This is a genomic window from Pseudomonas sp. Marseille-Q8238, assembly GCF_965111915.1.
The window spans coordinates 1,722,901-1,746,259 of the sequence record NZ_CBCOPI010000001.1 but is presented as its reverse complement, the minus strand read 5'-3'; the positions used below and the strand labels follow the sequence as shown (position 1 = coordinate 1,746,259).

The following is a 23,359-nucleotide window of genomic DNA, read 5'->3' as shown; positions in this document are numbered from 1 at the left end:
AAAAATCTATTCGAAGTGGGCAGGCACCCCGAAAGCGACAATATTATCCGGCACATCGCGCACAACTGCAGCGCCTGCGCCAATAGTGACATCGTCGCCAATATGAATCAGTTGCCGAATGCTCGCCCCAATGCCAATCCAGCTCGCCTCGCCTACCCGCACCCCGCCAGCAAGGTGCGCGCCAGGGCTGACATGAACCGCACGAGCAAGAACGCTATCGTGATCAACGCTACAGAGGGTATTGAGGATACAGCCCATACCTATCTGCGCATAAGCGTTCACTACAACACCGCCGAATACAACGCTCCCCGCACCGATAGAAGCGTAGCGACTAATAGTAGCGGTAGGATGGACAAGCGTCGCAACACTCGCGCCACGCGATAGCAACTCTTCCAGTTTGGATAATCTGGCCCGGTTATGGCCGATAGCCACCAGCACAGCGTCAAAAGTCTCCAGATGCTGCATTAGCTCTTCAGATGTCCCTGCAACAACCCAGTTACCGTTCAGCGCTAAACCCGGGTATGCATCATCATAGAATACGATGCTCTCCCAACCGCAAAGCTCAGCCGTATCAGCCACAACTCTGCCATGTCCGCTGGCACCTAAAATAGCTAGCCGTTTCACGTATCGTTACCCGTGAACTTGGACATCGTCGCCTGCCCTTCGGCACTAATGCCTTCACGAATGAGGACCTTACGCACGGTCAACAGCAGGATCCGAATATCCAGCCAAAACGTCTGGCTATCCACATACCAGATATCCAGATCAAATTTCTGCTTCCAACTCAATGCATTACGCCCGTTGATCTGCGCCCAACCGGTAATGCCTGGACGGACTTCGTGCCGGCGCGCCTGCTCAGCACTATAAAGTGGCAAGTACTCCATCAGCAGCGGACGCGGCCCAACCAAGCTCATATCTCCCTTCAGTACGTTCCACAATTCGGGCAACTCATCCAGGCTGGTCCCACGTAGAAACCGTCCAAAACGAGTTAGGCGAATGTCATCCGGCAAAGAATTGCCTTCAGCATCTACAGCATCAAGCATGGTACGGAATTTGACCATCATAAACGGCCGGCCATACAACCCGGGACGTTGCTGGCGAAAAAATGCAGGGGTTCCCAGTTTTACTCGCACCAGCACGTAAAGAACCAACAGCACTGGCCAGAGCAACAGCAACGCTAGCGCACTACAAACAATGTCGAAAATCCGTTTGAAGCTCATGTCTTATTCCCTTGGCCGAATATGCGCGCATAAAAATCGCTCAATCCGCCGACGACTTTCGCGCGAGAAAAACGTAGCAATGCACGGGTCCGTGCAGCCTCGCCCATTGCAGCACGTAACTCGCCATCCTCGATCAGACGCTGCAGCGCAGCCTTTAACTCTGGCACGCTCGCGGACGGAACCAGCAGACCGGACACACCATCCTCCACCGCATCGGTAAGCCCGTAGATGCGCGTGGCGACCGACGGCACACCAGCAGCGGCAGCCTCGAGAACCGAGCTACCAAATCCCTCCCGATAGCTGGGTAGACAGAAGATGTCCGCTGCAGCCATGTACGCCTCGGGTTCGCGGGTAAAACCCTGGAAATGCAGACGTTCGCCCAGGCAACCGGCAACCGAACGGATATGCTCGACCATCCCGCCCTCGTCAGGCCCGGCTATCAGCCAATGCACATCAGGGAGCTGGTCATCCAGTTCCACCATGGCCTGCGCCAACTCGCGCAGCCCCTTGTCGGTATTCAACCGCCCGAGAAAGAGCACCACCAACGCGTCGGTTGGAACAACGTGCTCATCACGGACCCGCTTACGGGCGAGCGGATCGGGGCGAAAACGCTCACCATCCACACCACAGATCGACCCATCACCAATCACCTCTATCCGTCCCTGGCGACAGACCCGCTCGGCAACCAGGAAGTCACGCTGCGACGGACTATCTGCCAGCAGATGCGATGCGGCTGCAGCGATCAGCCGATCCGCACTCTTGAGAATGAAACGCCCCAGCCCCGTGCGCGTGACCCAGACCTGACCGGTAAACCAGTGAATGCGCACCGGAACGCCAGCCAGCCGCGCAGCCAGCATGCCCAGCAGCCCCGCCTTGGGGGTGACCGAATGAACCACGTCAAAGCGGTAGTGACGAAACAGCCCGACCAGCGAAAACAACGTTCTCAGATCAACGAGCGGAGAAATTTCCCGCGCCAGCGGCACATTCAGATACGTGACTCGCTCATCGTCCGGCAGCGGCCCGGTACCGTAATTGGAGATGACGAAGACGTCGTAGTCATCGGCAAGCCGCTCGATATGCAGGCGCAGAAAGGCCGACACAGCCATGGGGACGGTTGTGATGAAACAGAGCCGCTTACGCGTCAAATCTCGCCCTCCTTCGCTGCATCAAATCTGTAAAGGTGGTAATCACCAAAGCTCTCCATCTCGGCAGAGGGCAAATCTTTGCAAAAGCGCTCTGGCAAATACCCTTCATATGTCAACAGATAGCGCACATGATATTTTTCAAATATCTCCTGGACAGGTACACGCAAAACTGGAAACACCGGTTCCAACAGATGATATCCATACCCATGGCCGCCGAACAAAACCGGCTTGCCTGTCCGATAAGCAACCAAATCATGCCAATGCTGCGGAAAACACATGACAGGACCATCTTCAAGAGTGGCTAAATGGCTAACGGCCTCATCCAGCTTAGAGTCGACCTTCATCGTCCGACTTGTGCGCAAGGCTCTGAAAAAAGCAATGAGAGCCGACATACACATCAATAAGCCAACAACAAGTGCCACCCACCAGTACCAAGCCTGCCCCAACGACAAAAAACCGATGCCCAAGGCCAGTGCAGCCGGAAAACTTCCATTATAGCCATACAAGTAACCTTGGCCCAGCGAACGAAACATCGGAACCAACGTAGTAAGGAGCGCAAACAAGAATATCAAGGCAAGCCAGGCGTATATCCACACCTCATACGTAGAAAAGTCATGTCCTTTGAAGAGAGAAAACAAGCCCACCCCCAATGCAATTGGCATCCAGGGATTAAACCCGATCACAAACTGCAGTCGCCGAACCCAAGCCTTGAATCCGGACCGATAGAACTTGCCAGGAGTTTCATATCCCGCTTCACCATAGACCGGAGATTCCAGCAACGGATGAACTCCATTCCCACGCCAATTTCGAGCCCAGAACTTAACAGTATCCCAATGAGCTCTCATCGTCAGGCGATAAAACCCTCCACTTAACAGAAGCGCAGCCAAGACACTACCGGGCACCAATAAAGAGAGACGAAAATCACCAGCCAGACCCGCCCCAAACAAAGAAATGAACCAAAATAACTGCATGGCCATCTTATGAGTAATCATAACCATGCCAGCAAGAAAAAATACGCCCAGCCAAAACCAGGGTGAGGCCTCATATAAAAAAACTGCACCCACCAACAACCACATCGCATCGAGAAATAGCGCCCCCATGCCCCGCGGATTCAACTGCATATTATAAGTAACAAGAAGAGGCGTAACCGCATAGACTATTCCAGCAATTGCAGCCACTACCAGATCTGCAGTCAACCACCAGGCAGCCCAAACCAAAAGAACCATTCGCAGCATGTCTATAAAAACTGCGAACTGCACACTGAAACGATCAAACATCGAAGCAGGCAACCTCGACATCAACCATGGAAAGAAGGGGGGGTACCAGTGCCCCTCATCCAAGAGAAATTGCGGCATCTTGACGGGCAACGAGCCATCGCGACGCAAGGTTTCGATATAAGTCTTCCAATACCATTGATCCACACCCGAACCATGAGAGGAAAGCAATACCGGCGCGAGGCGCAGAATCAGCGCACATAGAAAAACCAGACACAGAAACAGCACCATCACCATGGCATTCCTTTTCTACATAAGAGCCGCACCAATATTGGAGCAGTACGAGACAGAGAAACCGGCACCATGGCCGAGACTTCTTCTGGAGAAAAAAAGTTGGCACGCCTAACTAAAGTAAGCATGCATAGCATAACCAACCCCGCGATCAGAGACCGAGCCCAAAAACTTTCCATAACAACCAACGACAAACCACCAAGGTGAGCCAGCAGCAGAACCAGGGCACCTCCAGCGAAAGGTAATTTAAGATAGCGATGCTGATCAATTAGAAACAGCCATTGCACTAAAATAAAACCAGCCAATGCCGCAATCGCGGCACCTAAAACACCAAAAACGGGTAGCAAAATTAAAGTTAGCAACACATTGACCAACAACTTCAATCCAAACAGGCCAACATTAGCGGTCAATAGGCGCCCCTGCACGAAGTGCCCCAAACCATAAAGATGTGTAGCTGCAGCACCCGGCACCGCCGCCAATAGAACTTGGAGTATGACCCGACTATCTTCAAAAGAACCACCCACTAACCATGAGAAGAGAGCAGGCAAAAAAGCGATAAGCCCAATAGTTGCGAGCACCCAGAGACTCATTACCTGAGGTGCAACGCGGCCAATCAGTTGTCGCTCACTTTCTACACCCACCTTCTCTACACGAGAAACCAGTTGGGGCATCAAAACAGCAACTACAGCAGTGGGCAGGCCGACCATGATCAACATGTACTGATAGGCAGGGTGATAAAAACCTACGGCCTGAGCATCAAGAAAGTGGCTTATCAGAATATAGTCACACCACTCCGAAAGGTACCCGACCAAGTATCCCGGCAACAGCGGAAGAGAAAAAGCAAGTGCCAAATTAACTTGCTTTTTCTCTGGCACCCCCAAACTTAAAGAGCTCCCTCTTAACTCTCGAGCAAGCATAAAAACCCAAGCTGCAGCTCCCGAGAAACTGACGACCATGAGAATCTGCAACGAGGTTAGACGCTGGCCCAGAATGGCCATTAAAGATAGAGCACCTAGAACCCCAATTAAGAGTAGGTCAGCCGCGAGTGGAGACCATGCAAGCCGCAAATAGCGCTCTCGCACTTGCTGAAGCCCCTGAGTCTCGCCCATGAGCCAAAGGGAGATGAAAATTGGAATAATCAACCACAAGCTATCTTCTGGCACATCCAATCGGGCCGACAACCATTCCGAAGGCGCCAGCAAGAAACAAGCAAGAACTAGCACGCCACCGAAAAACAATAAAGGCCAGCGCGTTGCCCACGTTCGCCGTAGCTGCCCAGAAGCCTCCCACTCCAGTCGCCCAAAGCGTTGAGTAATCGACTGAGACCAAAGCACAAACACTTGATTCAGCAACATGCCGGCGGCCAGAAGCATAGCCCAAGCTCCCAGGCCCTCCGGCCCCATTACACGAGCCATCAAAGCCGATACGAGCAGCCACAGCGGGGCTCGTACGGCACGTGCCAACATGAGTGCGGCTGTAGCTGACAAACGAAACGGGCTGTCAACTGTGCTCATGAGAAGGGCTCAAAATTCGGCCACCACAAGTGAATCTCCAGCATGCAGTCCAGCTAGTAATCCAGACTCCACCGGAACGAGGCGAACCACTCCATGAACACATGCAACCAACAGACTTTCTTCATCAACTTTCAGAATGCAACCCGGCGCAGCACTACTTGCAGCATCATCGACCACTTCCGAAGAGCTGAAATGCAATATCTCGCCCGCTGCTGTGCAACACATAGCTCCCTGTGTATAAGGTGGCGCCACCGCGCGAACGAAGTCCCTGACTTTCTCCGCACGATCAAAGGAGACCAACCAGTTGTCTTGAGCATGGCGCCGGCGAAACAGGCTTGCGCAAGTCTCGTCTTGAGGATGCGCTACCAAACGCCCACTCGCCCACTCAATTAGCGCTGACGGCAACCATTCATTAAGCAGTGCTGTTCCTCGGCGGAAGGCGTCATTAATATCCTCATCCACCCCCAAGTTGAAAGCGACCTGAGCCAAAACACCGCCAGCGTCCACTTCAGCCACTACTTCATGCAGAGAAAATCCCAACTGGGTCTCCCCATTGAGAATGGCCCATGTAAACGCGTGCCGCCCCCGATACCTAGGCAACAGAGAATTATGCACATTGAGAACAGCATGCTGTCGAGAAATGAACTCGGACGACAGTATATAGGGCCAATTTATCAGCAATACATTCGCATCACTGACAGAACCCAGCCCCTCACGCGAGCGAACGACCTTGGATACCAATCCCGAACTCTCAACTGCAGAGAAGAGTGGAGCATCGAATTCCAATGTGGTCAGCAGGGTAAGCACTATTGCAGCCTCAACATATATGTTTCCCTAAACTGCCCTATAGCCCCCAGCGTTTCCTTGAAGCGAAAAATTGAATCGTAAGCTTGCATATTCACTGAAGAGGTCCCCAGATCCATCCAGCAGTAACCCAACGACTGGGCCTGCTCAAAACCATCAAGCAGTAAGGCTGACTGCGCCTGGGTTGCCTGATGCTCAGGGTCCTGACAAAGATAAAATGTTCCTACCACACGACTGTTTTGCGCAAAATAGCAAACACCGGCAATGGGCTTTTCTTCCAAATAAGCACAGGAAAAGAAAACCTTATTGGGCAGCTCAGTCGCAAGCCACTGTAACTCCTCAAAAGTATGGGTTGGCTTCATACCGTGCTTTTCAAAGGTGGCAGTAAGCGTTTGCCAAAAATCCTGAATCGGTGCAGATCTACGCACCACAACGCCTAGCTTATTTGCCTTCCGTGCACGACGCTCCCACTCGGACCGGTGGGACTGCACATGACTATACTCTGCGAGATTAGCGTCAAGAGGAATGACACTGGAAATATCCCTATTAACACACGAGAAGCCTGCTTCCAAAAGCGCGAAACGAAATGTTTCTGTATAAATCAGACTACACGCTCTAATTGGCAATGTTATTCGAAACTCTTTGACACCAGCGTTTGCGACATAGTTGACGACCGAGCCGATTATATCTCTACACGCTGCAAGCCCCATCACACCTTGCATTGCTGGACCACCATAGCTACCGCCGTATGGTGACAGTGCGCAGAGTTCACCGTTGCGATCTATAAGAGCTAACGACCAGAGCGCAACCCTCTTTTTTTTTCGGTGAATGGACAGAAAAATTTCGGAGCTTTCAAAACGATCGCCGTGATAGCTTAAAAAGCTCTTCTTATGAAAGATAGTACCTTCATTTGAGCTCTCCACCCACTCATCCCACTCAAACGAATTCTCGCTCAAGAATGGAACAACCAAACACTCATTATTGGCAGCGTCAGTCATCAACTGATCCCTAAAAAACACACAAGAATCCCGCAAAGAATCAAGCCATAAACTGCACAAGATTCAAATACAGACTAGGCACAGGAACACCTGTACGTCTAGAATTATATATCAGCTCACCAACTTTCAAACCAAGTGAATGCAGCGCAATTACCGGCCTACTCCCAAGATATGAAAGTGTTTTTGCCATTCGATAAGGCCCCAGACAATCGACCGGATAAATTGAAATTCCTGCCTTAAGAATTTCTTTGACATCAAGCGAGCCAGAAAACTGAATAACCTTAAGAGAGCTATTCAAGGAATGAATCTCTTCCACGGTATACGGAGACCTCTCCAGCACATTCTCCTCAGCAGAGTAGGTAGCAACCACCAACGCATCTACAGAGGAAATCGTCTCCTCACTCAAGCAACTAGCATCTTTAACTAGAATCACATTCGCGGCATTCGCCTTCAAAGCCTTAACAATCACCACTCCAAAAGGATCATTGCTTAATACCGCAAACCTGCACCCTGCGACCTCTAAACCAGCCTCAAAAATCAGCTTCAGAGCTAACTGACCACATGAAGAAAAAACACCAAAACCATCAAAATCCTCATTAACTCCAGCAACAGCTATACCTTTAGTCCGACAAAATTCTAAATCCAAGTCACCAGGCCTGTATTCCCAAGCCTCGCTCATATAGGAGACAACCGCACACTCACTGCCACGAGAAATCAAATCTCGATCAAGTGGACGCACAAAACCTAAATTAAGAAATATATCGATACCGTGCGGAATCTTATCTCGAGAGTCTATAACTTCTATGCACCCATCGTTTAGACCCCACTCTTGGCACCTAAGCGATATCTCTTTAAACAGCATTTCATGTGTCGCGTGATAGCTGTCTGGCGCCACTGCGTAGACCTTTCTCGCACCAGCCATTGCCGCCACTAATGCAGAGTAGAGAAAAGGCCCACTCCCCGCCTCGGTCACGACAACCGCGCCACCCAAGTCTATAGATAAGTGATCAATGAACTCACGGATCAGCCTCAACTCTCGAGCGTCTATCATTATCAAATGCCAGTTCTAGCAATGATCGCTTCGCAAATGCGCCCCACATCAACGCCTTCATAGCAAGGCAAGGTGATTGTGTCTTGTTGAAGACGAGCAGCATTGGGCTGAACATCGGCGTATCGATTCTGGTAGTAGGTCGTAGCGCTGAGGCAGTAAGTACCGATGGTGGTTTCGATTTCATCATCGCGCAGCCCGCGGATCAGTGCATCCCGATCCAGTCCTTCTGGCACACGGAACACCAAGGACTGCACGTTATGCACGACATCCCCGGCCCGATGCTGTGGTATGAAACCAGCGGGCTCCAGACGACTCACATAGTCGCTCCGCACCGCGTTTCGCTCTGCCACGATTGAGTCCAGCTTACGTAGCTGGACCCGCCCCATCAGCGCCTGCGGCTCCGAAAGACGGTAGTTGTAACCCTGCTCGATGAAGTCCAGGCCGTAGCCCACCATCCCACTGGCCCCGTGGTTGAGCTTTACGTCAAACCAGGCGGACCAGCTATCGTCATTCATTGTGATCGCGCCGCCCTCACCCGTGGTGAGCAACTTGCGCGGGTGGAAACTGAAGCAGGTGAGATCTGCAATGTTCCCGACGGGAATACCCTGCTCACTGCTGCCGATAGCGCATGCTGCATCTTCGATGAAGGGCAACCGGTGCTCTTTGCAGATGGCCGCGATCTCATGCATACCCGAGGGATTGCCAAATGCATCGACCGCAATGACGGCCTTGGTCCTTTCGGTAATGCGCGCACGCAGGGCGCAGGGCAGCATGTTATAGGTGTCGAGCGACACATCGACAAAGACCGGACGCGCCCCGAGGTCCTCTACCACGTTGGCCGTAGCCGGAAAGGAGAAGTCGGAGACGAGAACTTCATCACCCGGCCCCACACCGATCAGCTTCAGACAGACGCTCAAAGCCGTGGTGGCCGACGTGGCCAAATGGGCGTGCTTCGCACTGGTGTAGGCGCAAATCTCCTTGCGAAAAGCCTCTACATGCTGGCCACGGGTGAACATGCCTGAGTCGAATATCTCGCGCATCTCCGTCTCGACTTCATCGAAGCTTATATAAGGCCTCATCAAGCGAATCTGGCTCATGCACGCTCTCCGATCTGGGCGGTGTACCACGTCAGAGTGTCAGCCAGCCCTTTGCCAAAGGGCGTCAGCGAATATTGAATCAGCCCCTTGACCTTCTCATTACTGGCGTTGTGCGACAGCACATCGGAGTGGCGGCCTGGCTTTCTCAGAATCTCTCCTGAATACCCGTAATGGGCGCAGATACGCGGAATCAGCTCATTGATCGAAATCTGGTTGTCGGTGGAGATATTTACCGTCTCGCCGGACGGCAGCACATCATGGAGCTTGACTACTGCATCCACGGTGTCGTGGACATAGATGAAGTCACGGCTTTGAGTGCCTTCACCGTGGATCTCCGGGGTTCCGCCGGTGAGCAGGCGCACGGCGGTGATCGGGATTACCCCGGCGAGCATGCCCTTGTGGTTCTGCCGCGGGCCGTAGTTGTTGAACGGGCGAACGATGTAGGCATCCACGCCGAACATGCGCACATAGCTTTCCACTGCCAGATCTGCCGCCGCCTTGCCGGCAGCATAGGTGGTGGTCGGGTTGCGCGGGTGGGCCTCATCCATCGGTTCGTACACCGCCGAGCCATAGACCTCGGAGGTGGAGAAGTGGCACAGAGTCTTGAACAGACCACGCCGCTGCAGCTCTAGCAGGTTCAGCACCACCTTGACGTTGGTGTCGAAGGCGTTGGCAGGGTTGAGGAAGGAGTAGTTCAGTGCCTTGGTGGCGCAGTTGAACACCACGTCGATGGCGTGCTGGGTGAATATGTACTCGAGGCTGGTGCTCAGTTCCGCATCGTCACGGTAGAACGTGGCCTTGCCACTGGCCAGCGCCTCGGCCAGGTTGTCTTCGGAGCCGACGAAGAGGTTGTCGATGACCGCCACATGATCAGCCCCTTCGGAAAGCAATCTATCGACCAGATGGCTGCCAATAAAGCCGGCACCGCCCGTGACTAGAATACCCTTGCCCGCAAAACCTTCTCGAATAGTCATGCCTGAACCGCTACCTGAATTTGTGCACATATCTTCATTGCGTCGACACCAGCATCGACTCCCGGAGTCTGCCCTCCACCCAACTGGCGGCAGCTCGCCATGAACGCCTGCAGCTCGGTCAGCAAAGCTTCCTGCGGCGGAACAGCAACGGTTTCCTGAATAGCGGAAACCGCGTAGGGCAGGCTGCCACTGTCGCGAGTCTCAGACTGCCGGTTGATCAGGATTTCCTTACGCAGCAGGTCGCAGTCGACGAACATGTCAACGCAGGTGCCTTCGATCTGGCGGATTTTCTTGTCTGTTACCCGGCTGGCCTGGATACGCGAGAACTGGCCGTTCTCGTGAGTAATCAGCGCCGAGGCGAAGTCGATCATGCTGCCATGAGCGAAACCATGCGCCGCCACAGAGGTAGCCGGACCATTGAGATAAAGCGCCAGGTCAATGTCGTGAATCATCAGGTCGGTGACCACATCAACATCGGTAATGCGCGCACTGACTTTGTTGGTACGTGTGAAATCCAGGCTGATGACACGCTCGGTTCGACCAAGTACTGTCTTCAGTGCCTGGACCGCCGGGTTGAAACGCTCAATGAAGCCGACTTGGATATTCAGACCCTTGTCTTTCGAAAAAGCGGCAATTTCTTGTGCTTCTTCCAGCGTGGCGGCCAACGGCTTCTCAACAAAAATGTTCTTCACATGCGCAGCAGCCAAGCGGATATAGTCCGCATGGGTCACGGTTGGGGTGCAGATCACCACCGCATCTACGCCCGCCAATAGCGGTGTCGGGTCGACCACACCTGGGATGCCATGCGCCTCACCCGCCTTCGCGGCGACCTCGGCATTGGCATCAGCTACGAACGCCAGCTCGAAGCCTTTGAGCATCGAGAGTACGCGCAAGTGGTTGCGCCCCATGTTGCCGAGGCCGATCAGGCCTACTTTGAGCACTTTCTCTTGCATGGCGTCAGACGTCTCCGGAAACTCGATTGCCTTCGCGGTCGATGCGAGCTACCGCACGCGCGGGGTTGCCCATGACCAGGGTGTAGGGCGCAACGTCCTTGGTCACCACACTGCCGGCGGCGACCATGGCGAACTCGCCGATGGTTATACCGCAGACGATGGTGGCGTTGGCGCCGATGCTGGCGCCGTTGTCGATGCGCGTCGAAGTGATCTTCCAGTCGGCATTGAAGGCACGCGGTACCTTGTCGTTGGTGAAGCAAGCGTTGGGGCCGACGAAGACGTCGTCGCCGATCTCCACACCGTTATAAACCGAGACACTGTTCTGGATCTTGCATCGACTGCCGATCTTCACCGCATGGTCGATATAGACGTCTTTGGACAGAATACAGTCTTCGCCGACCACTGCGCTTTCGCGAATCTGCACATTGATCCAGACCTTTGTCCCGGTGCCGATGCTGGCCTTGTCCGAGACATTGGCGCTAGGATGGATGTAGATGTCGTTAGCGGACATTGCCACCTCCAAGAACCGAACCCACCACTTCAACCACGCGCAGTTGCTCGGCTTCATTCATGTAGGGGAACAGCGGCAGGTTCAATACCGAGGCACATAGCTGCTCGCCGATCTGACCGCCGAAGTGGCCCTTGATGTAGGCCGCAGCACCCGGCTGGCTGGACATGACACTGGGATAGATATTGCCAAAACCGATGCCCTCGGCCTTGAGGCGGGCCTCTAGGCTGGCCTTGATGGCCGCATCCGGCACCAGGCAGACGTTGCAGTAGCCGTTCTCCTCATAGCCGGCCGGCGCGTTCATCAGCTGGATGCCGGTGGCGGGCAGGTGCTTCTGGTAGAAGGCAACGGCTTCGCGACGCGAGGCAATGCGGGCCTCGATGTGATCCAGCGACAGGTTGAGGAAAGCAGCCTGCAGTGAGTCCAGGCGCGAATTCCAGCCCACATCGCCGTAACCGTAGTGTGCTGTGCGGCCATGGTTGCCCAGGCGGCGGACCTTGTCGGCCAGCTCGGCGTCGTCGGTAAATACCGCGCCACCGTCACCCGCGCCACCGAGTACCTTGGCCGGGTAGAAGGAGGTGGTGGATATGTGTGCGCCCTTGTAGATGGGCTCACCCTGGTAACGCACGCCAAAGGCCTGGGCACAGTCCTCGATCAGCACCACGTCCTGCTCGCGGCACAGCGCGCGCAATTCAAGCAGACGGGCGCTGCCCCAGCCATACAGATGTGCCACCAGCGCCACCTTGGGTTGGGACTCGCGAATGGCCTGGGCAAAGGCTTCGAAGCAGACGCCGCCATCGCTGAGCTCAGCGTCCACCGTCACCGGTTTGGCGCCCACGTTCACCACCGCCTCGAAGGTCGCCCAGAAAGTGACGTTAGGCACCAGAACCACATCGCCCTCGCCCACCCCAACAGCCCGCAATGCCAGCTGCAACGCGTCTGTGCCGTTGGCGCAGCTCACCGCATGGGCAACCTGCAGCTCGGCCTGCAAACGGCTTTCCAGCGTGGAGACTTCTGCGCCGCCGATAAACTGGGCCCCCAGGGTCATAGCATGGAGTTTTTCCATCAACGCCGAGTGGAAACCGGGTTCCAGGCGCTTGAGGTCGATAAAAGGAACGTTAATTTTCAGACTCCTTGGCGAGGCGGCCGCAAAAAATAGGCGCCACTTTACCAGCAACGTGACGCCGTCGTCAGGATTGCGCCCACGCGACAGTTTCGCGCAGCGCCTTTGGCCGGTCAGGCCGGGCTTGGATTCACGACAAAACAACCGAGAGGCGCTGACGAGAAAGCATTCGCAACTGGAATAGCACCAAGAAAGCTACAGCTAGAAAAACTACAGCACCACCTACCCAACTGCGGAAGTGAATAACTGCGGCTAGACCAACGAGGACAGACCAGGTAGCCAGCAGCATGAGGATATCGGATACGGAAAGGTGCGACTGAGCCCGCGTCACACCAATCACGACTAGCGTCGCGACAAGGCTCGATAATGTCCAAGCCAGAGCCAAACCTACCAAGCCCATCGCCGGCATAAGCAAAAAATTCAACACGAGATTGGTGAGTAGGCCGATCAACGCGGCGATAGCCGCTCTTGTCGAAACAGCCGACACCGCACACAACTTGAATAGCAACAATGCTGAAAGTGCAAATGGTAGTTGCAGTGCACCAAACTTGAGAATCCCAACCAACCTCCCTGCAGCCTGAGGGTCATTCAACCCACTTGCGGCCGCATAGATAATGGGTTCAGCGAAGATGAAAACCGCAACGATGACTATTGCACTCCCCCAACTTCCAAGCATCAAGGAAACAAACAGATCGTCGCGGATACGAGCTTTCAAGCCAAGCGTCACAACTTTACTCATATAGGGCACAAACACTGCCGTCATCAATGCAGCACCCAGCAGAGAAGATATCTGCACTAACTTACTGCCCAGCGCCCAAGTAGACAGCCCACCTACACCGATCTGCCCGGCGAACCAAAAGTTCATAGGTACGGCTGCACCAGTGAGAAGTGCACAAAGCACCAACCATTTGCAGTTACGTAGCATGCCACTTTCATCTCGCAACACCCGCAGAGAACCAGGCAGGAGGTTGAACCCAGAACGCTTGAGAATCAGAGCCAGCACTAAGAGGTTGGCCAACTGGCCCACAGCCATACCAGTCATTGCGACTTTTACTATTTCACCTTCATTTGCAAAAAGAACGAAGGTCACCACAACCAACGGTACAAGCAATTGTGCGGATGCTGCCGCCACTGGCCGTCCTTGCGAATTAACGACGCTATTTCCTGCGACTATCGCTCCTGAAAAAATCAGAAGTAAAAGAGCAGCTGGGAATAGCTGCATCGTCAGATAAATATCCCCCTCACTGGAGAAGGTATGAAAAATGTCCTGCTCAAATACCAACAGCACTGCGCTGACCATAGTGAAAAGCAGCAGCGTGAAAGAGGTAGTACCAGCCAGAAGACGTTGTATCTGCAGATGATCTACAAGCTGTGATATTCGGGCAGACAAGGCGTCCCCCAGTGGCATCGATAGAAGGCCTGTAAAGAAAGTGGGCAGCATGATCGCCAGATAATAGCTATCGAGCGAAGAACCAAAACCTACCCTATCAATCAACAGCAGGTCGCGAACAAGTAGACCTAAGAAACCCACTAGCGAAACCAGCATCACTAGCATTCCTGCACCAGCCGCACGCGAACCACTAGGAGCTCTTGGTCGCTCAGAAAATACCTGCTGAATCCCAGCGGGACCGTCCGGCGGCGATCCGAAGCGCGAAAACAGCCTACCGAAAAGAAGCGCCCAGCCACATGCCCCTATAAGCAGAAACACAAACCACTGCCCGTACCGCACTCGGTGTAGAGTCCCCATGTTCGGACTTACATAGCTGTTGACCACTAACACAGCCCCCGCCACCACCAAACAAATGAGCAAAGGCTTACTCATGCGGTGACGCAGAATAAAGAAAAACCCTGGAAAAAATATATAGAACACCAATGTTTCGAACGCACCGATGACTCGCGGCAACGAGAGTTTTTCCACCCAGAAGTCTGGAAAGGGAGCAAACAACCCCACCACCAGAGCACGAGGAAGATAGGCAATAGTCTGCCCCACACTCTCTGGTTTGATGTCAGCGTCAATGATAGAACCTGCCTCGACAGAAAGGCCATAGTTGACAAAATGGGCACGAACTGCAGAAACCTTTTGAAGCAGGGCATCCATAGAGGCCGGCAAATAACCTGACTGCTGCCACTCCCAGCCAACTAGAAGCCCTCCTGGCACTTCACTTAAGTCCTGGTCAATCAGGGCGTTGCTTGATGGAACAATACTTAAGAAGAGTAAGCCGAGACCAATCAGCCAAGCAGTTCTGCCCAACCCTCCCCAATCCCTTATACTCCCCCATATAAAAGACACTAAAACAAGACAAACGAACGCACCAGAAAAAGCCACCAAATATATGCTCACCAAATGTGGCCGCATCATCGCAACGAGCCCAAGCCCAAGTAAAAACAGAGCTGAGTTCAATAGTAGGCGATAGAATCCTGGAAAACTAAAACACCTCAAAAAAGCAAGCAAGGCTAGTAGAAATCCTGCAATAGCAAAGGAATCCTTATGATTCTGGCCAAACCAGACCAATGCCGATGGAAAAACAAGGAAAAAGAAGCCTGCGACAAACCCGGCACGTAACCCACTTCGCGTTGGAAGGATTTGCAGAGCAATAAATACAATCAATACTGCGCCGAGGGCATGAAAAGCAGAAGTTAAAGGCAAGAAGAAAGCAGGCTCAGGCCCTAGCAGAGCGTAAACTGCAGCGAGCAGCCCCACGTTCCCTGTAGCAGCCCCTGAAGGCATAAGCCTCCACTCACTCCACCCAAGCGCCCGAATGCGCTCCGACATCTCAAGTGCAGTGGTGTGAAAATAAATCGCATCATCCGGCATCAAACCATGGCCGGCATGCATTGACGGCATCATCGGCAACACCAGCTTTTGCAGAATCAAGCCAATGGCCAACGAATAAACAAAGGCAAGCCCCCATAGCAACCAAGCTCCTCGCCCAGAAATCAGAGGGCAACCCCGCTCAACACAAATCATTTTCCTTACCACCAATAATCTGAATGGGCAAAAGCCCCACCGTCACAAAACACGCCAAAGCCCAACATTCTAATCAAGCTAGCTAAGCAGAACGCGGTAAAATGACAAAAAAACCGCAGCTTAGCACTAATGGGTAGCTGCCCCCTACCGTGAAAAAGCCACTGACAATAACATCTACCACTGGCACAAGCATGCCAAGCCTGGTCAACATCAAGCCTAACAATCCAAATATTTCTCTAGACACGGAGAGCCTTGCGAAGCAGTTGAGCAGTGGCGTGCCAACAATTGCAGGCGACTCCAATCGAAGCCTCAACCCCGCCCCCTATCGGAGGGAGGATGTGATACAGCTTTAAATGGGTCGATTTATTGATGACTAGTCCAGCCAACTGAGTCACTTTAGCCCGGACCACTTGGAATACCGACCCCATCTCCCGCTAGCCTATAAACCTTAACAAGGATGGAAAGGACGAATAGCCATCCACGCGCCATCTCCAATCAAAATTCATTTCATATAGATGCCCCTGAGCATGTTCGGCAAACCAAGAGCCAAACCTGTAACGGACTGCAATCGGCTGGATAAAGAGGATCAAGAGCAACATTATATAGAAATGTTGCAGGCACTTATATATAAGTGCACTCCTAACACATAGAAGATGACCGCTTAGAACAAAAAGTAGAAAAGGGAGAAACTATGTTACCAATGCATCCACAGTAACAATAAAACGTGAGCCCTAATTAGGTAACCCCACTTCAGTTCATCCGGATCATGAGATATTGTTGCACTAAAAAGACTGCATCTCAAAAATATACTATTCACGCCATTCAAAGCTGGCAGATAAAGCAGAGATACTGGTTTAACATCAGCGAAAAAAACAGGATAGGTGATGAGCCAAACCGCCTGAATCACCCAACAGAAAATCCCTAAAAGCGGACAGAGCCGTAAGCGAGAGCGCTCACAGAAACGCCCACTAACAGCTAGAAGGCACGAAGCATAAGACCAGCACAGGCCAGAAGAAATTAAATAAGTTTAAGCATAGGCTATATCAACTAATAAACGCTATTACGATCATGCCTTTCACTCATCTTCGTTCACTCGGTCACGCAACTCTTTTCCAGGCTTGAAGTGAGGGACGAACTTTCCGTCCAAGCGAACCGATTCACCCGTCTTCGGGTTACGGCCTACACGAGGCGCACGGTAGTGCAGGGAGAAGCTGCCAAAACCACGAATTTCGATGCGATCACCCGTTGCGAGCGCCTGCGACATCTGCTCGAGCATGGTCTTGATCGCCAGCTCAACATCCTTCGGCGACAAAAGCCCCTGATGGGTGACGATGCGCTCGATCAACTCCGACTTGGTCATGGTTTTCCCTTCTTTTTCAAGCGGCTAGATCACTAGATAGGGAGTTTTTAGCACGCTGCTCAGCTTTTGAACAGCCTATAAAACAAGGTGTTAAGAAAAAGCACTGCGTCAGTCAAGTAATTTCCAAGATCCCAAGCGCAAGGGGAAGCTCGAACAAGTCTTACGTCACGATCCTGCCTGCTGCGAAACGAGGAAACCCTGGAATTGCGCCCACAAAAAAGGGCGACCGAAGTCGCCCTTTCCAGAATCACCCGAACTTAGTTCTGGTTCATCTGCGCACGGATCAGATCACCGATGGTGGTCGGACCAGTGGTTTCAACTTCCTGCTTGGTACGCAGCTCTTTCATCGCGTCTTTTTCGTCTTCGACGTCTTTGGACTTGATGGACAGGCTGATTACGCGGCTCTTACGGTCGATGCTAATGATCTTGGCTTCGACTTCCTCGCCTTCTTTCAGCACGTTGCGCGCGTCTTCAACGCGGTCACGGCTGATTTCGGAGGCCTTCAGGGTCGCTTCGATATCGTTGCCCAGATCGATGATGGCGCCTTTGGCGTCAACTTCTTTCACGGTGCCACGAACGATGGTGCCCTTCTCGTTGAGCGAGGCGTAGTTGGAGAACGGATCGTCTTCCAGCTGCTTGATGCCCAGGGAGATGCGCTCGCGCTCAGGATCAACGGAGAGGATGACAGTTTCCAGCTCGTCGCCCTTCTTGAAACGGCGTACGGCTTCTTCGCCCACTTCGTTCCAGGAGATGTCGGACAGGTGAACCAGACCGTCGATGCCACCGTCCAGACCAATGAAGATACCGAAATCGGTGATCGACTTGATGGTGCCGGAGATCTTGTCGCCCTTGTTGAACTGGCCAGAGAAGTCTTCCCATGGGTTGGACTTGCACTGCTTGATACCCAGGGAGATACGACGGCGTTCTTCGTCGATGTCCAGAACCTGAACTTCCACTTCGTCGCCAACCTGAACGACTTTCGACGGGTGGATGTTTTTGTTGGTCCAGTCCATTTCGGAAACGTGTACCAGGCCTTCAACACCCTCTTCCAGCTCGGCGAAGCAGCCGTAGTCGGTGAGGTTGGTGACGCGTGCGGTAACACGAGTGCCTTCTGGGTAGCGAGCTTTGATGGCAACCCATGGGTCTTCGCCCAGCTGCTTCAGGCCCAGCGATACGCGGTTGCGCTCGCGGTCGTATTTCAGAACCTTGACGTCGATTTCGTCGCCAACGTTGACGATTTCCGACGGATGCTTGATGCGCTTCCAGGCCATGTCGGTGATGTGCAGCAGGCCATCGACGCCACCCAGATCGACGAACGCGCCGTAATCCGTGAGGTTCTTGACGATACCCTTGACTTGCTGGCCTTCCTGCAGGGATTCCAGCAGAGCTTCGCGCTCGGCGCTGTTCTCGGCTTCCAGCACGCTGCGGCGGGAAACGACAACGTTGTTGCGTTTCTGGTCGAGCTTGATGACCTTGAATTCCAGCTCTTTGCCTTCCAGGTGCGTGGTGTCGCGCACTGGACGGACGTCAACCAGAGAACCTGGCAGGAACGCACGGATGCCGTTAACGTCGACAGTGAAGCCGCCTTTAACCTTACCGTTGATAACGCCCTTGACCACTTCTTCAGCTGCGAAAGCCGCTTCCAGAACGATCCAGCACTCGGCACGCTTGGCTTTTTCGCGGGACAGCTTGGTTTCACCGAAGCCATCTTCAACCGCGTCCAGCGCTACGTGGACTTCATCACCGACCTTGATGGTCAGCTCACCAGCGTCGTTGTAGAACTGGTCGAGCGGGATGACGCCCTCGGACTTAAGGCCGGCATGCACGGTAACCCAGTCACCGTCGATGTCGACCACGATGCCAGTGATGATGGCACCCGGTTGCATGTCGAGGGTCTTCAGGCTTTCTTCAAAAAGTTCTGCAAAGCTTTCGCTCATGTTGATTCCTGTTGATTCAGGGCAGGGAATCTGCCCAAACCACACTCCAGACAATGTGGGTTCGTTATGTAAAAAGAGGCCTGCAGGACGTTGACTGGTCTCCTGCACGCCTCCTTGTCGACCGCGGTAGTGCGGTCTTTCTACTACCCGGCGAGATCGCGGCTGGCGACCTCGCTGAGGATTCTTTCCATCACCTGCTCGATGGACAGCTCGGTGGAATCCAGTTGAATGGCATCACTGGCCGGCTTCAGAGGAGCCACCGCACGCTGCATGTCGCGCTCGTCTCGAGCACGAATCTCGTCTAGCAGACTCGGCAGGCTAACACCATCCACTTTTCCTTTCAACTGCAGATAGCGGCGGCGCGCCCTTTCCTCGGCGCTGGCGGTCAGGAAAATCTTCAGGGGCGCCTCAGGAAATACCACCGTCCCCATATCCCGGCCATCGGCAACTAGCCCTGGCGCCTCGCGAAACGCTCGTTGGCGCTGCAGCAACGCCTCGCGCACCGCAGGCAGAGAAGCCACCTGAGAAGCGCCGGCACCGACCTGCTCATTGCGGATGTCGTCGGTAACCTCATCCCCTTCGAGGATGATGCGCTGCCCTTTGCCATCGACACCGGCGATGAACTGCACATCCAGATGCGCCGCCAATACTTTCAGCGACTCCTCGTTGGTCAGGTCGACCCCGTGATTGGCGGCCGCGAAGGCCAACAGACGATACAACGCACCCGAATCCAGCAGATTCCAGCCCAGTTTCTGTGCCAGTAACCCCGCCACCGTGCCCTTGCCCGAGCCACTGGGGCCATCGATCGTGATTACCGTTGCCAAGCCTGTCATACGCTAGCCTCCTCAGCCACGCGGATACCCGCCTGCGCAGCCAGACCGGGAAAATTGGGAAACGATGTGGCCACATTGGCACAATCGTGAATACGAATAGGCGCATTGGCGCGCAACGACGCCACACTGAACGCCATGGCAACGCGGTGATCGCCATGGCTCCATACTTCACCACCGCTCATGATGGCGCCATCAGAGCCCTTGCCCTCGATAACGATGCCATCCGGGGCGGGCTCAACCTTTACGCCGAGCGCAGCAAGGCCATCGGCCATGACCTGGATGCGGTCAGATTCCTTGACCCGTAATTCCTCGGCGCCACGCAGAACTGTCCGCCCTTCGGCGCAGGCTGCCGCAATGAACAACACCGGAAACTCGTCGATGGCCAAGGGCACTAAGTCCTCGGGAATGTCGATCCCCTTGAGCCTGGCCGCCCGCACACGGATATCGGCAACCGGTTCCCCACCCACTTCACGCCGGTTATCCAGGGAGATATCGGCCCCCATGAGCGTGAGGATATCGATCACTCCGGTGCGCGTCGGATTGATACCGACATGCTCCAGCGTCAGGTCGGAACCCTTGGCGATACTGGCGGCAACCAGGAAGAATGCGGCAGACGAGATATCAGCCGGCACCTCAATACGCGCGGCATCCAGATGATGCCCCGACTCGAGAGTCACGACATTGCTATCAACACTCACCGGATAACCGAAGCCACGTAACATGCGCTCGGTATGGTCGCGAGTCGGTGCAGGCTCGGTCACTGCCGTCTGCCCCGCGGCATACAGACCGGCCAACAGCAGGGAAGACTTCACCTGAGCACTGGCCATCGGCATGTCGTAGTGCATGCCGGTCAAGCGCTGACCACCTTTTATGTGCAACGGCGGACGCCCATCTGGGCCCGTTTCGATCACTGCGCCCATCTCGCGCAGCGGCTTGGCCACGCGACTCATCGGGCGCCTGGACAGCGAAGCATCGCCCGTCAGCGTGGTATCGAAAACCTGCCCCGCCAGCAACCCGGAGAGCAAACGCATGGAGGTACCGGAGTTGCCCAGATAGAGCGGCCCGGGCGGCGCCTTCAGCCCTTGCAGGCCGACACCGTGAATGGTGACCCGGCCATGGTGCGGCCCTTCGATGACCACCCCCATATCGCGGAATGCCTGGATCGTAGCCAGGGCATCCTCGCCTTCGAGAAAACCTTCGACCTCGGTCACGCCTTCGGCCAGCGAACCCAGCATGACCGAACGATGAGAAATCGACTTGTCACCGGGCACACGGATGCACCCGACGACCTTGCCTCCAGGGCTGGCTAGATAAACCAGATCATTCGACCGGACGGTATCCACGTACGCACGGCGCGCCAGGATCTTGCCAAAGTGCTCACGAGCGACCCGTGCACGGGTGAATACGCCAAGCAACTGGTGCCCATCCCCCGCATCCACCGCATCGCGCAAGGCGTCCAGATCATCGCGGAAGGCATCGAGGGTGCGCAGCACCGCATCGCGATTGGCCAGGAAGATGTCGTGCCACATCACCGGATCACTGCCAGCAATCCGGGTGAAATCACGGAAGCCGCCCGCCGCGTAGCGGAAGATTTCCAGGTTCTCGTTGCGCTTGGCCAGCGAGTCGACCAGTGTGAAGGCCAGCAGATGCGGCAAGTGGCTGGTCGCGGCGAGCACCTGATCGTGGTGCTCGACTTGCATATGCTCGACATCCGCCCCCAACTCGCGCCAAAGACGATCCACCAGCGCCAAAGCAGCGGGAGCGGTCGAGGCTTGCGGCGTCAGAATGACCTTGTGACGGCGGAACAACGACGCGTCAGCCGCCTCCACCCCACTCTGCTCGGACCCTGCAATCGGATGCCCGGGAACGAAGCGCGGCATGTCGCCAGAGAAGGCCAGGCGCGCCGCCCGCACCACGTTACCCTTGGCACTGCCCACATCCGTCAACACGGCATCACCCAGGTCTAATTTGGACAGCTGCAGCAGCAGCTTTTCCATCGCCAGGATCGGCACCGCCAACTGAATCACCGCAGCCCCCTGGCAGGCAGCCGCCAGGTCGCTCTCACAGCGGTCGACCACGCCCAGGCTTACCGCCTGACGACGCGATTCCGCATCCAGATCGACCCCCACTACCTCATGAAACATGCCCTTCTCACGCATACCCTTGGCAAAGGAGCCGCCAATCAAGCCCAAGCCGATCACCACCAGGCGACCCAGCGTGGACTTCTTGCGTTGCAGCGGCATGACATCAGCCATGGGCCAGAACCTTGGCCAGCGCCTCGAGGAAACGCGCATTTTCCTGCTCGGTGCCAATCGACACACGCAGGTAGGTCGGCATGCCGTAGCCTGCCACCGGGCGCACGATCACGCCTTCACGCAGCAGCGCCTGGTTGATTGGCCCGGCATCGCGACCGAGGTCGACAGCAATGAAATTGCAACGCGATGGTATCCAGCTCAGCCCCAGCCCGGCGAAACCGGCTTCAAGCTGGGCCATGCCGGCATCGTTGGCACGCCGACTGGCTACCAGATATTCGACGTCGTTCAGGGCCGCACAGGCTGCCGCCAGGGCCAGGCTATTGACGTTGAAGGGCTGGCGCACGCGATTGAGCACATCTGCCACTTCGGCCGACGACAACCCATAGCCCACGCGCAGAGAAGCCAGGCCATAGGCCTTGGAGAAAGTGCGCGAAACCAGCAGATTGGGGTAGCGCGCCAGATACTGAAGACCATCCGGCAGCTCATCACCCTCGGCGTACTCGATGTAGGCCTCGTCCAGCACCACCAGCACCTGGGCAGGCACCTGCGACAGAAAACGCTCGAGCGCGTCGGGGCCGAACCAGGTGCCGGTCGGATTGTTCGGGTTGGCGATGAACACCACGCGAGTATTGGCGTCGATGGCCGCCAGCATGGCCTCTAGGTCATGGCCGTGATCCTTCGCTGGCACGACCTTACCAGTTGCTCCCACCGCTTGCGTGGAGATCGGATAGACAGCGAACGCATACTGGCTGAACACGGCGTTCAAGCCAGGCGCCAGCCAGGCGCGGGCGACCAGATCGAGAATATCGTTGGAGCCATTGCCCAGAGTCACCTGCGCGGGCGTTACGCCACAGCGCGCCGCCAGCCGGGTTTTCAGCTCATAGCCGCTGCCATCGGGATAACGGGTCAGCTCGGCCAGCTCGGCCTGAATGGCCTGCAGCGCTTTCGGCGACGGCCCCAGGGGGTTCTCGTTACTGGCCAGCTTGACGATATGCGCCGGATCGAGATTCAGCTCACGCGCCAACTCGTCGACCGGTTTGCCCGGGACATAGGGCGAGAGTTTTTGCACGCCCGGCACGGCCAGGGCAAGGAAATCGGACATGGAAAGCCTCAC

19 protein-coding genes are annotated in these 23,359 nt (G+C 54.9%); all 19 read right to left on the bottom strand.

What is annotated here, in order from left to right; translation table 11 throughout:
- Window positions 1–6: 6 nt before the first annotated feature.
- Window positions 7–624: an acetyltransferase gene (locus tag ACWPW0_RS08070; protein ID WP_454254985.1), complete on the bottom strand. Its 618-nt coding sequence runs from the start codon at window positions 622–624 to the stop codon at window positions 7–9.
- Window positions 621–1,220, bottom strand: coding sequence for a sugar transferase (locus tag ACWPW0_RS08065; RefSeq protein ID WP_454254984.1), 600 nt, complete (start codon window positions 1,218–1,220; stop codon window positions 621–623). Before ACWPW0_RS08065 ends, ACWPW0_RS08070 begins: the two co-directional genes overlap by 4 nt.
- A complete protein-coding gene (locus ACWPW0_RS08060; RefSeq protein WP_454254983.1) occupies window positions 1,217–2,365 on the bottom strand; it encodes a glycosyltransferase family 4 protein in 1,149 nt (382 codons plus the stop codon). Before ACWPW0_RS08060 ends, ACWPW0_RS08065 begins: the two co-directional genes overlap by 4 nt.
- The gene (locus tag ACWPW0_RS08055) at window positions 2,362–3,876 is read right to left on the bottom strand and encodes a hypothetical protein (protein WP_454254982.1); all 1,515 of its coding nucleotides are present in this window, start codon (window positions 3,874–3,876) and stop codon (window positions 2,362–2,364) included. Before ACWPW0_RS08055 ends, ACWPW0_RS08060 begins: the two co-directional genes overlap by 4 nt.
- Complete coding sequence (locus ACWPW0_RS08050; protein WP_454254981.1) at window positions 3,870–5,384, bottom strand: lipopolysaccharide biosynthesis protein; 1,515 nt, start codon at window positions 5,382–5,384, stop codon at window positions 3,870–3,872. Before ACWPW0_RS08050 ends, ACWPW0_RS08055 begins: the two co-directional genes overlap by 7 nt.
- A gap of 9 nt (window positions 5,385–5,393) precedes the next feature.
- Complete coding sequence (locus ACWPW0_RS08045; protein ID WP_454254980.1) at window positions 5,394–6,191, bottom strand: methionyl-tRNA formyltransferase; 798 nt, start codon at window positions 6,189–6,191, stop codon at window positions 5,394–5,396.
- Window positions 6,191–7,186: a GNAT family N-acetyltransferase gene (locus ACWPW0_RS08040; protein WP_454254979.1), complete on the bottom strand. Its 996-nt coding sequence runs from the start codon at window positions 7,184–7,186 to the stop codon at window positions 6,191–6,193. Before ACWPW0_RS08040 ends, ACWPW0_RS08045 begins: the two co-directional genes overlap by 1 nt.
- A 40-nt stretch (window positions 7,187–7,226) precedes the next feature.
- Window positions 7,227–8,237 carry a hypothetical protein gene (locus tag ACWPW0_RS08035; RefSeq protein ID WP_454254978.1) on the bottom strand — a complete coding sequence of 337 codons (1,011 nt, stop codon included), beginning with the start codon at window positions 8,235–8,237 and terminating at the stop codon, window positions 7,227–7,229.
- Between the two features lie 2 nt (window positions 8,238–8,239).
- Window positions 8,240–9,334, bottom strand: a complete 1,095-nt coding sequence (locus ACWPW0_RS08030; protein ID WP_454254977.1) for a DegT/DnrJ/EryC1/StrS family aminotransferase — start codon at window positions 9,332–9,334, stop codon at window positions 8,240–8,242.
- Window positions 9,331–10,308, bottom strand: a complete 978-nt coding sequence (locus tag ACWPW0_RS08025; protein ID WP_454254976.1) for an NAD-dependent epimerase/dehydratase family protein — start codon at window positions 10,306–10,308, stop codon at window positions 9,331–9,333. The genes ACWPW0_RS08030 and ACWPW0_RS08025 overlap by 4 nt, the downstream gene beginning before the upstream one ends.
- Complete coding sequence (locus tag ACWPW0_RS08020) at window positions 10,305–11,261, bottom strand: Gfo/Idh/MocA family protein (RefSeq protein ID WP_454254975.1); 957 nt, start codon at window positions 11,259–11,261, stop codon at window positions 10,305–10,307. Before ACWPW0_RS08020 ends, ACWPW0_RS08025 begins: the two co-directional genes overlap by 4 nt.
- A 4-nt stretch (window positions 11,262–11,265) precedes the next feature.
- Complete coding sequence (locus tag ACWPW0_RS08015; RefSeq protein ID WP_447590766.1) at window positions 11,266–11,772, bottom strand: acyltransferase; 507 nt, start codon at window positions 11,770–11,772, stop codon at window positions 11,266–11,268.
- The gene (locus ACWPW0_RS08010; protein ID WP_447590764.1) at window positions 11,762–12,835 is read right to left on the bottom strand and encodes a DegT/DnrJ/EryC1/StrS family aminotransferase; all 1,074 of its coding nucleotides are present in this window, start codon (window positions 12,833–12,835) and stop codon (window positions 11,762–11,764) included. The genes ACWPW0_RS08015 and ACWPW0_RS08010 overlap by 11 nt, the downstream gene beginning before the upstream one ends.
- Window positions 12,836–13,022: 187 nt before the next feature.
- Window positions 13,023–15,809: a lipid II flippase MurJ gene (locus ACWPW0_RS08005; protein ID WP_454254974.1), complete on the bottom strand. Its 2,787-nt coding sequence runs from the start codon at window positions 15,807–15,809 to the stop codon at window positions 13,023–13,025.
- 1,126 nt (window positions 15,810–16,935) lie between these two features.
- Window positions 16,936–17,220: an integration host factor subunit beta gene (gene ihfB, locus ACWPW0_RS08000; protein WP_447590760.1), complete on the bottom strand. Its 285-nt coding sequence runs from the start codon at window positions 17,218–17,220 to the stop codon at window positions 16,936–16,938.
- 257 nt (window positions 17,221–17,477) lie between these two features.
- The gene (gene rpsA / locus ACWPW0_RS07995; protein WP_447590758.1) at window positions 17,478–19,157 is read right to left on the bottom strand and encodes a 30S ribosomal protein S1; all 1,680 of its coding nucleotides are present in this window, start codon (window positions 19,155–19,157) and stop codon (window positions 17,478–17,480) included.
- Between the two features lie 143 nt (window positions 19,158–19,300).
- The gene (gene cmk / locus ACWPW0_RS07990) at window positions 19,301–19,990 is read right to left on the bottom strand and encodes a (d)CMP kinase (RefSeq protein ID WP_447590756.1); all 690 of its coding nucleotides are present in this window, start codon (window positions 19,988–19,990) and stop codon (window positions 19,301–19,303) included.
- Window positions 19,987–22,245, bottom strand: a complete 2,259-nt coding sequence (locus tag ACWPW0_RS07985; protein WP_454254973.1) for a bifunctional prephenate dehydrogenase/3-phosphoshikimate 1-carboxyvinyltransferase — start codon at window positions 22,243–22,245, stop codon at window positions 19,987–19,989. Before ACWPW0_RS07985 ends, cmk begins: the two co-directional genes overlap by 4 nt.
- Entirely contained in the window at window positions 22,238–23,347 is a 1,110-nt protein-coding gene (hisC, locus tag ACWPW0_RS07980; protein WP_454254972.1) for a histidinol-phosphate transaminase, read from the bottom strand. Before hisC ends, ACWPW0_RS07985 begins: the two co-directional genes overlap by 8 nt.
- Window positions 23,348–23,359 lie beyond the last annotated feature (12 nt).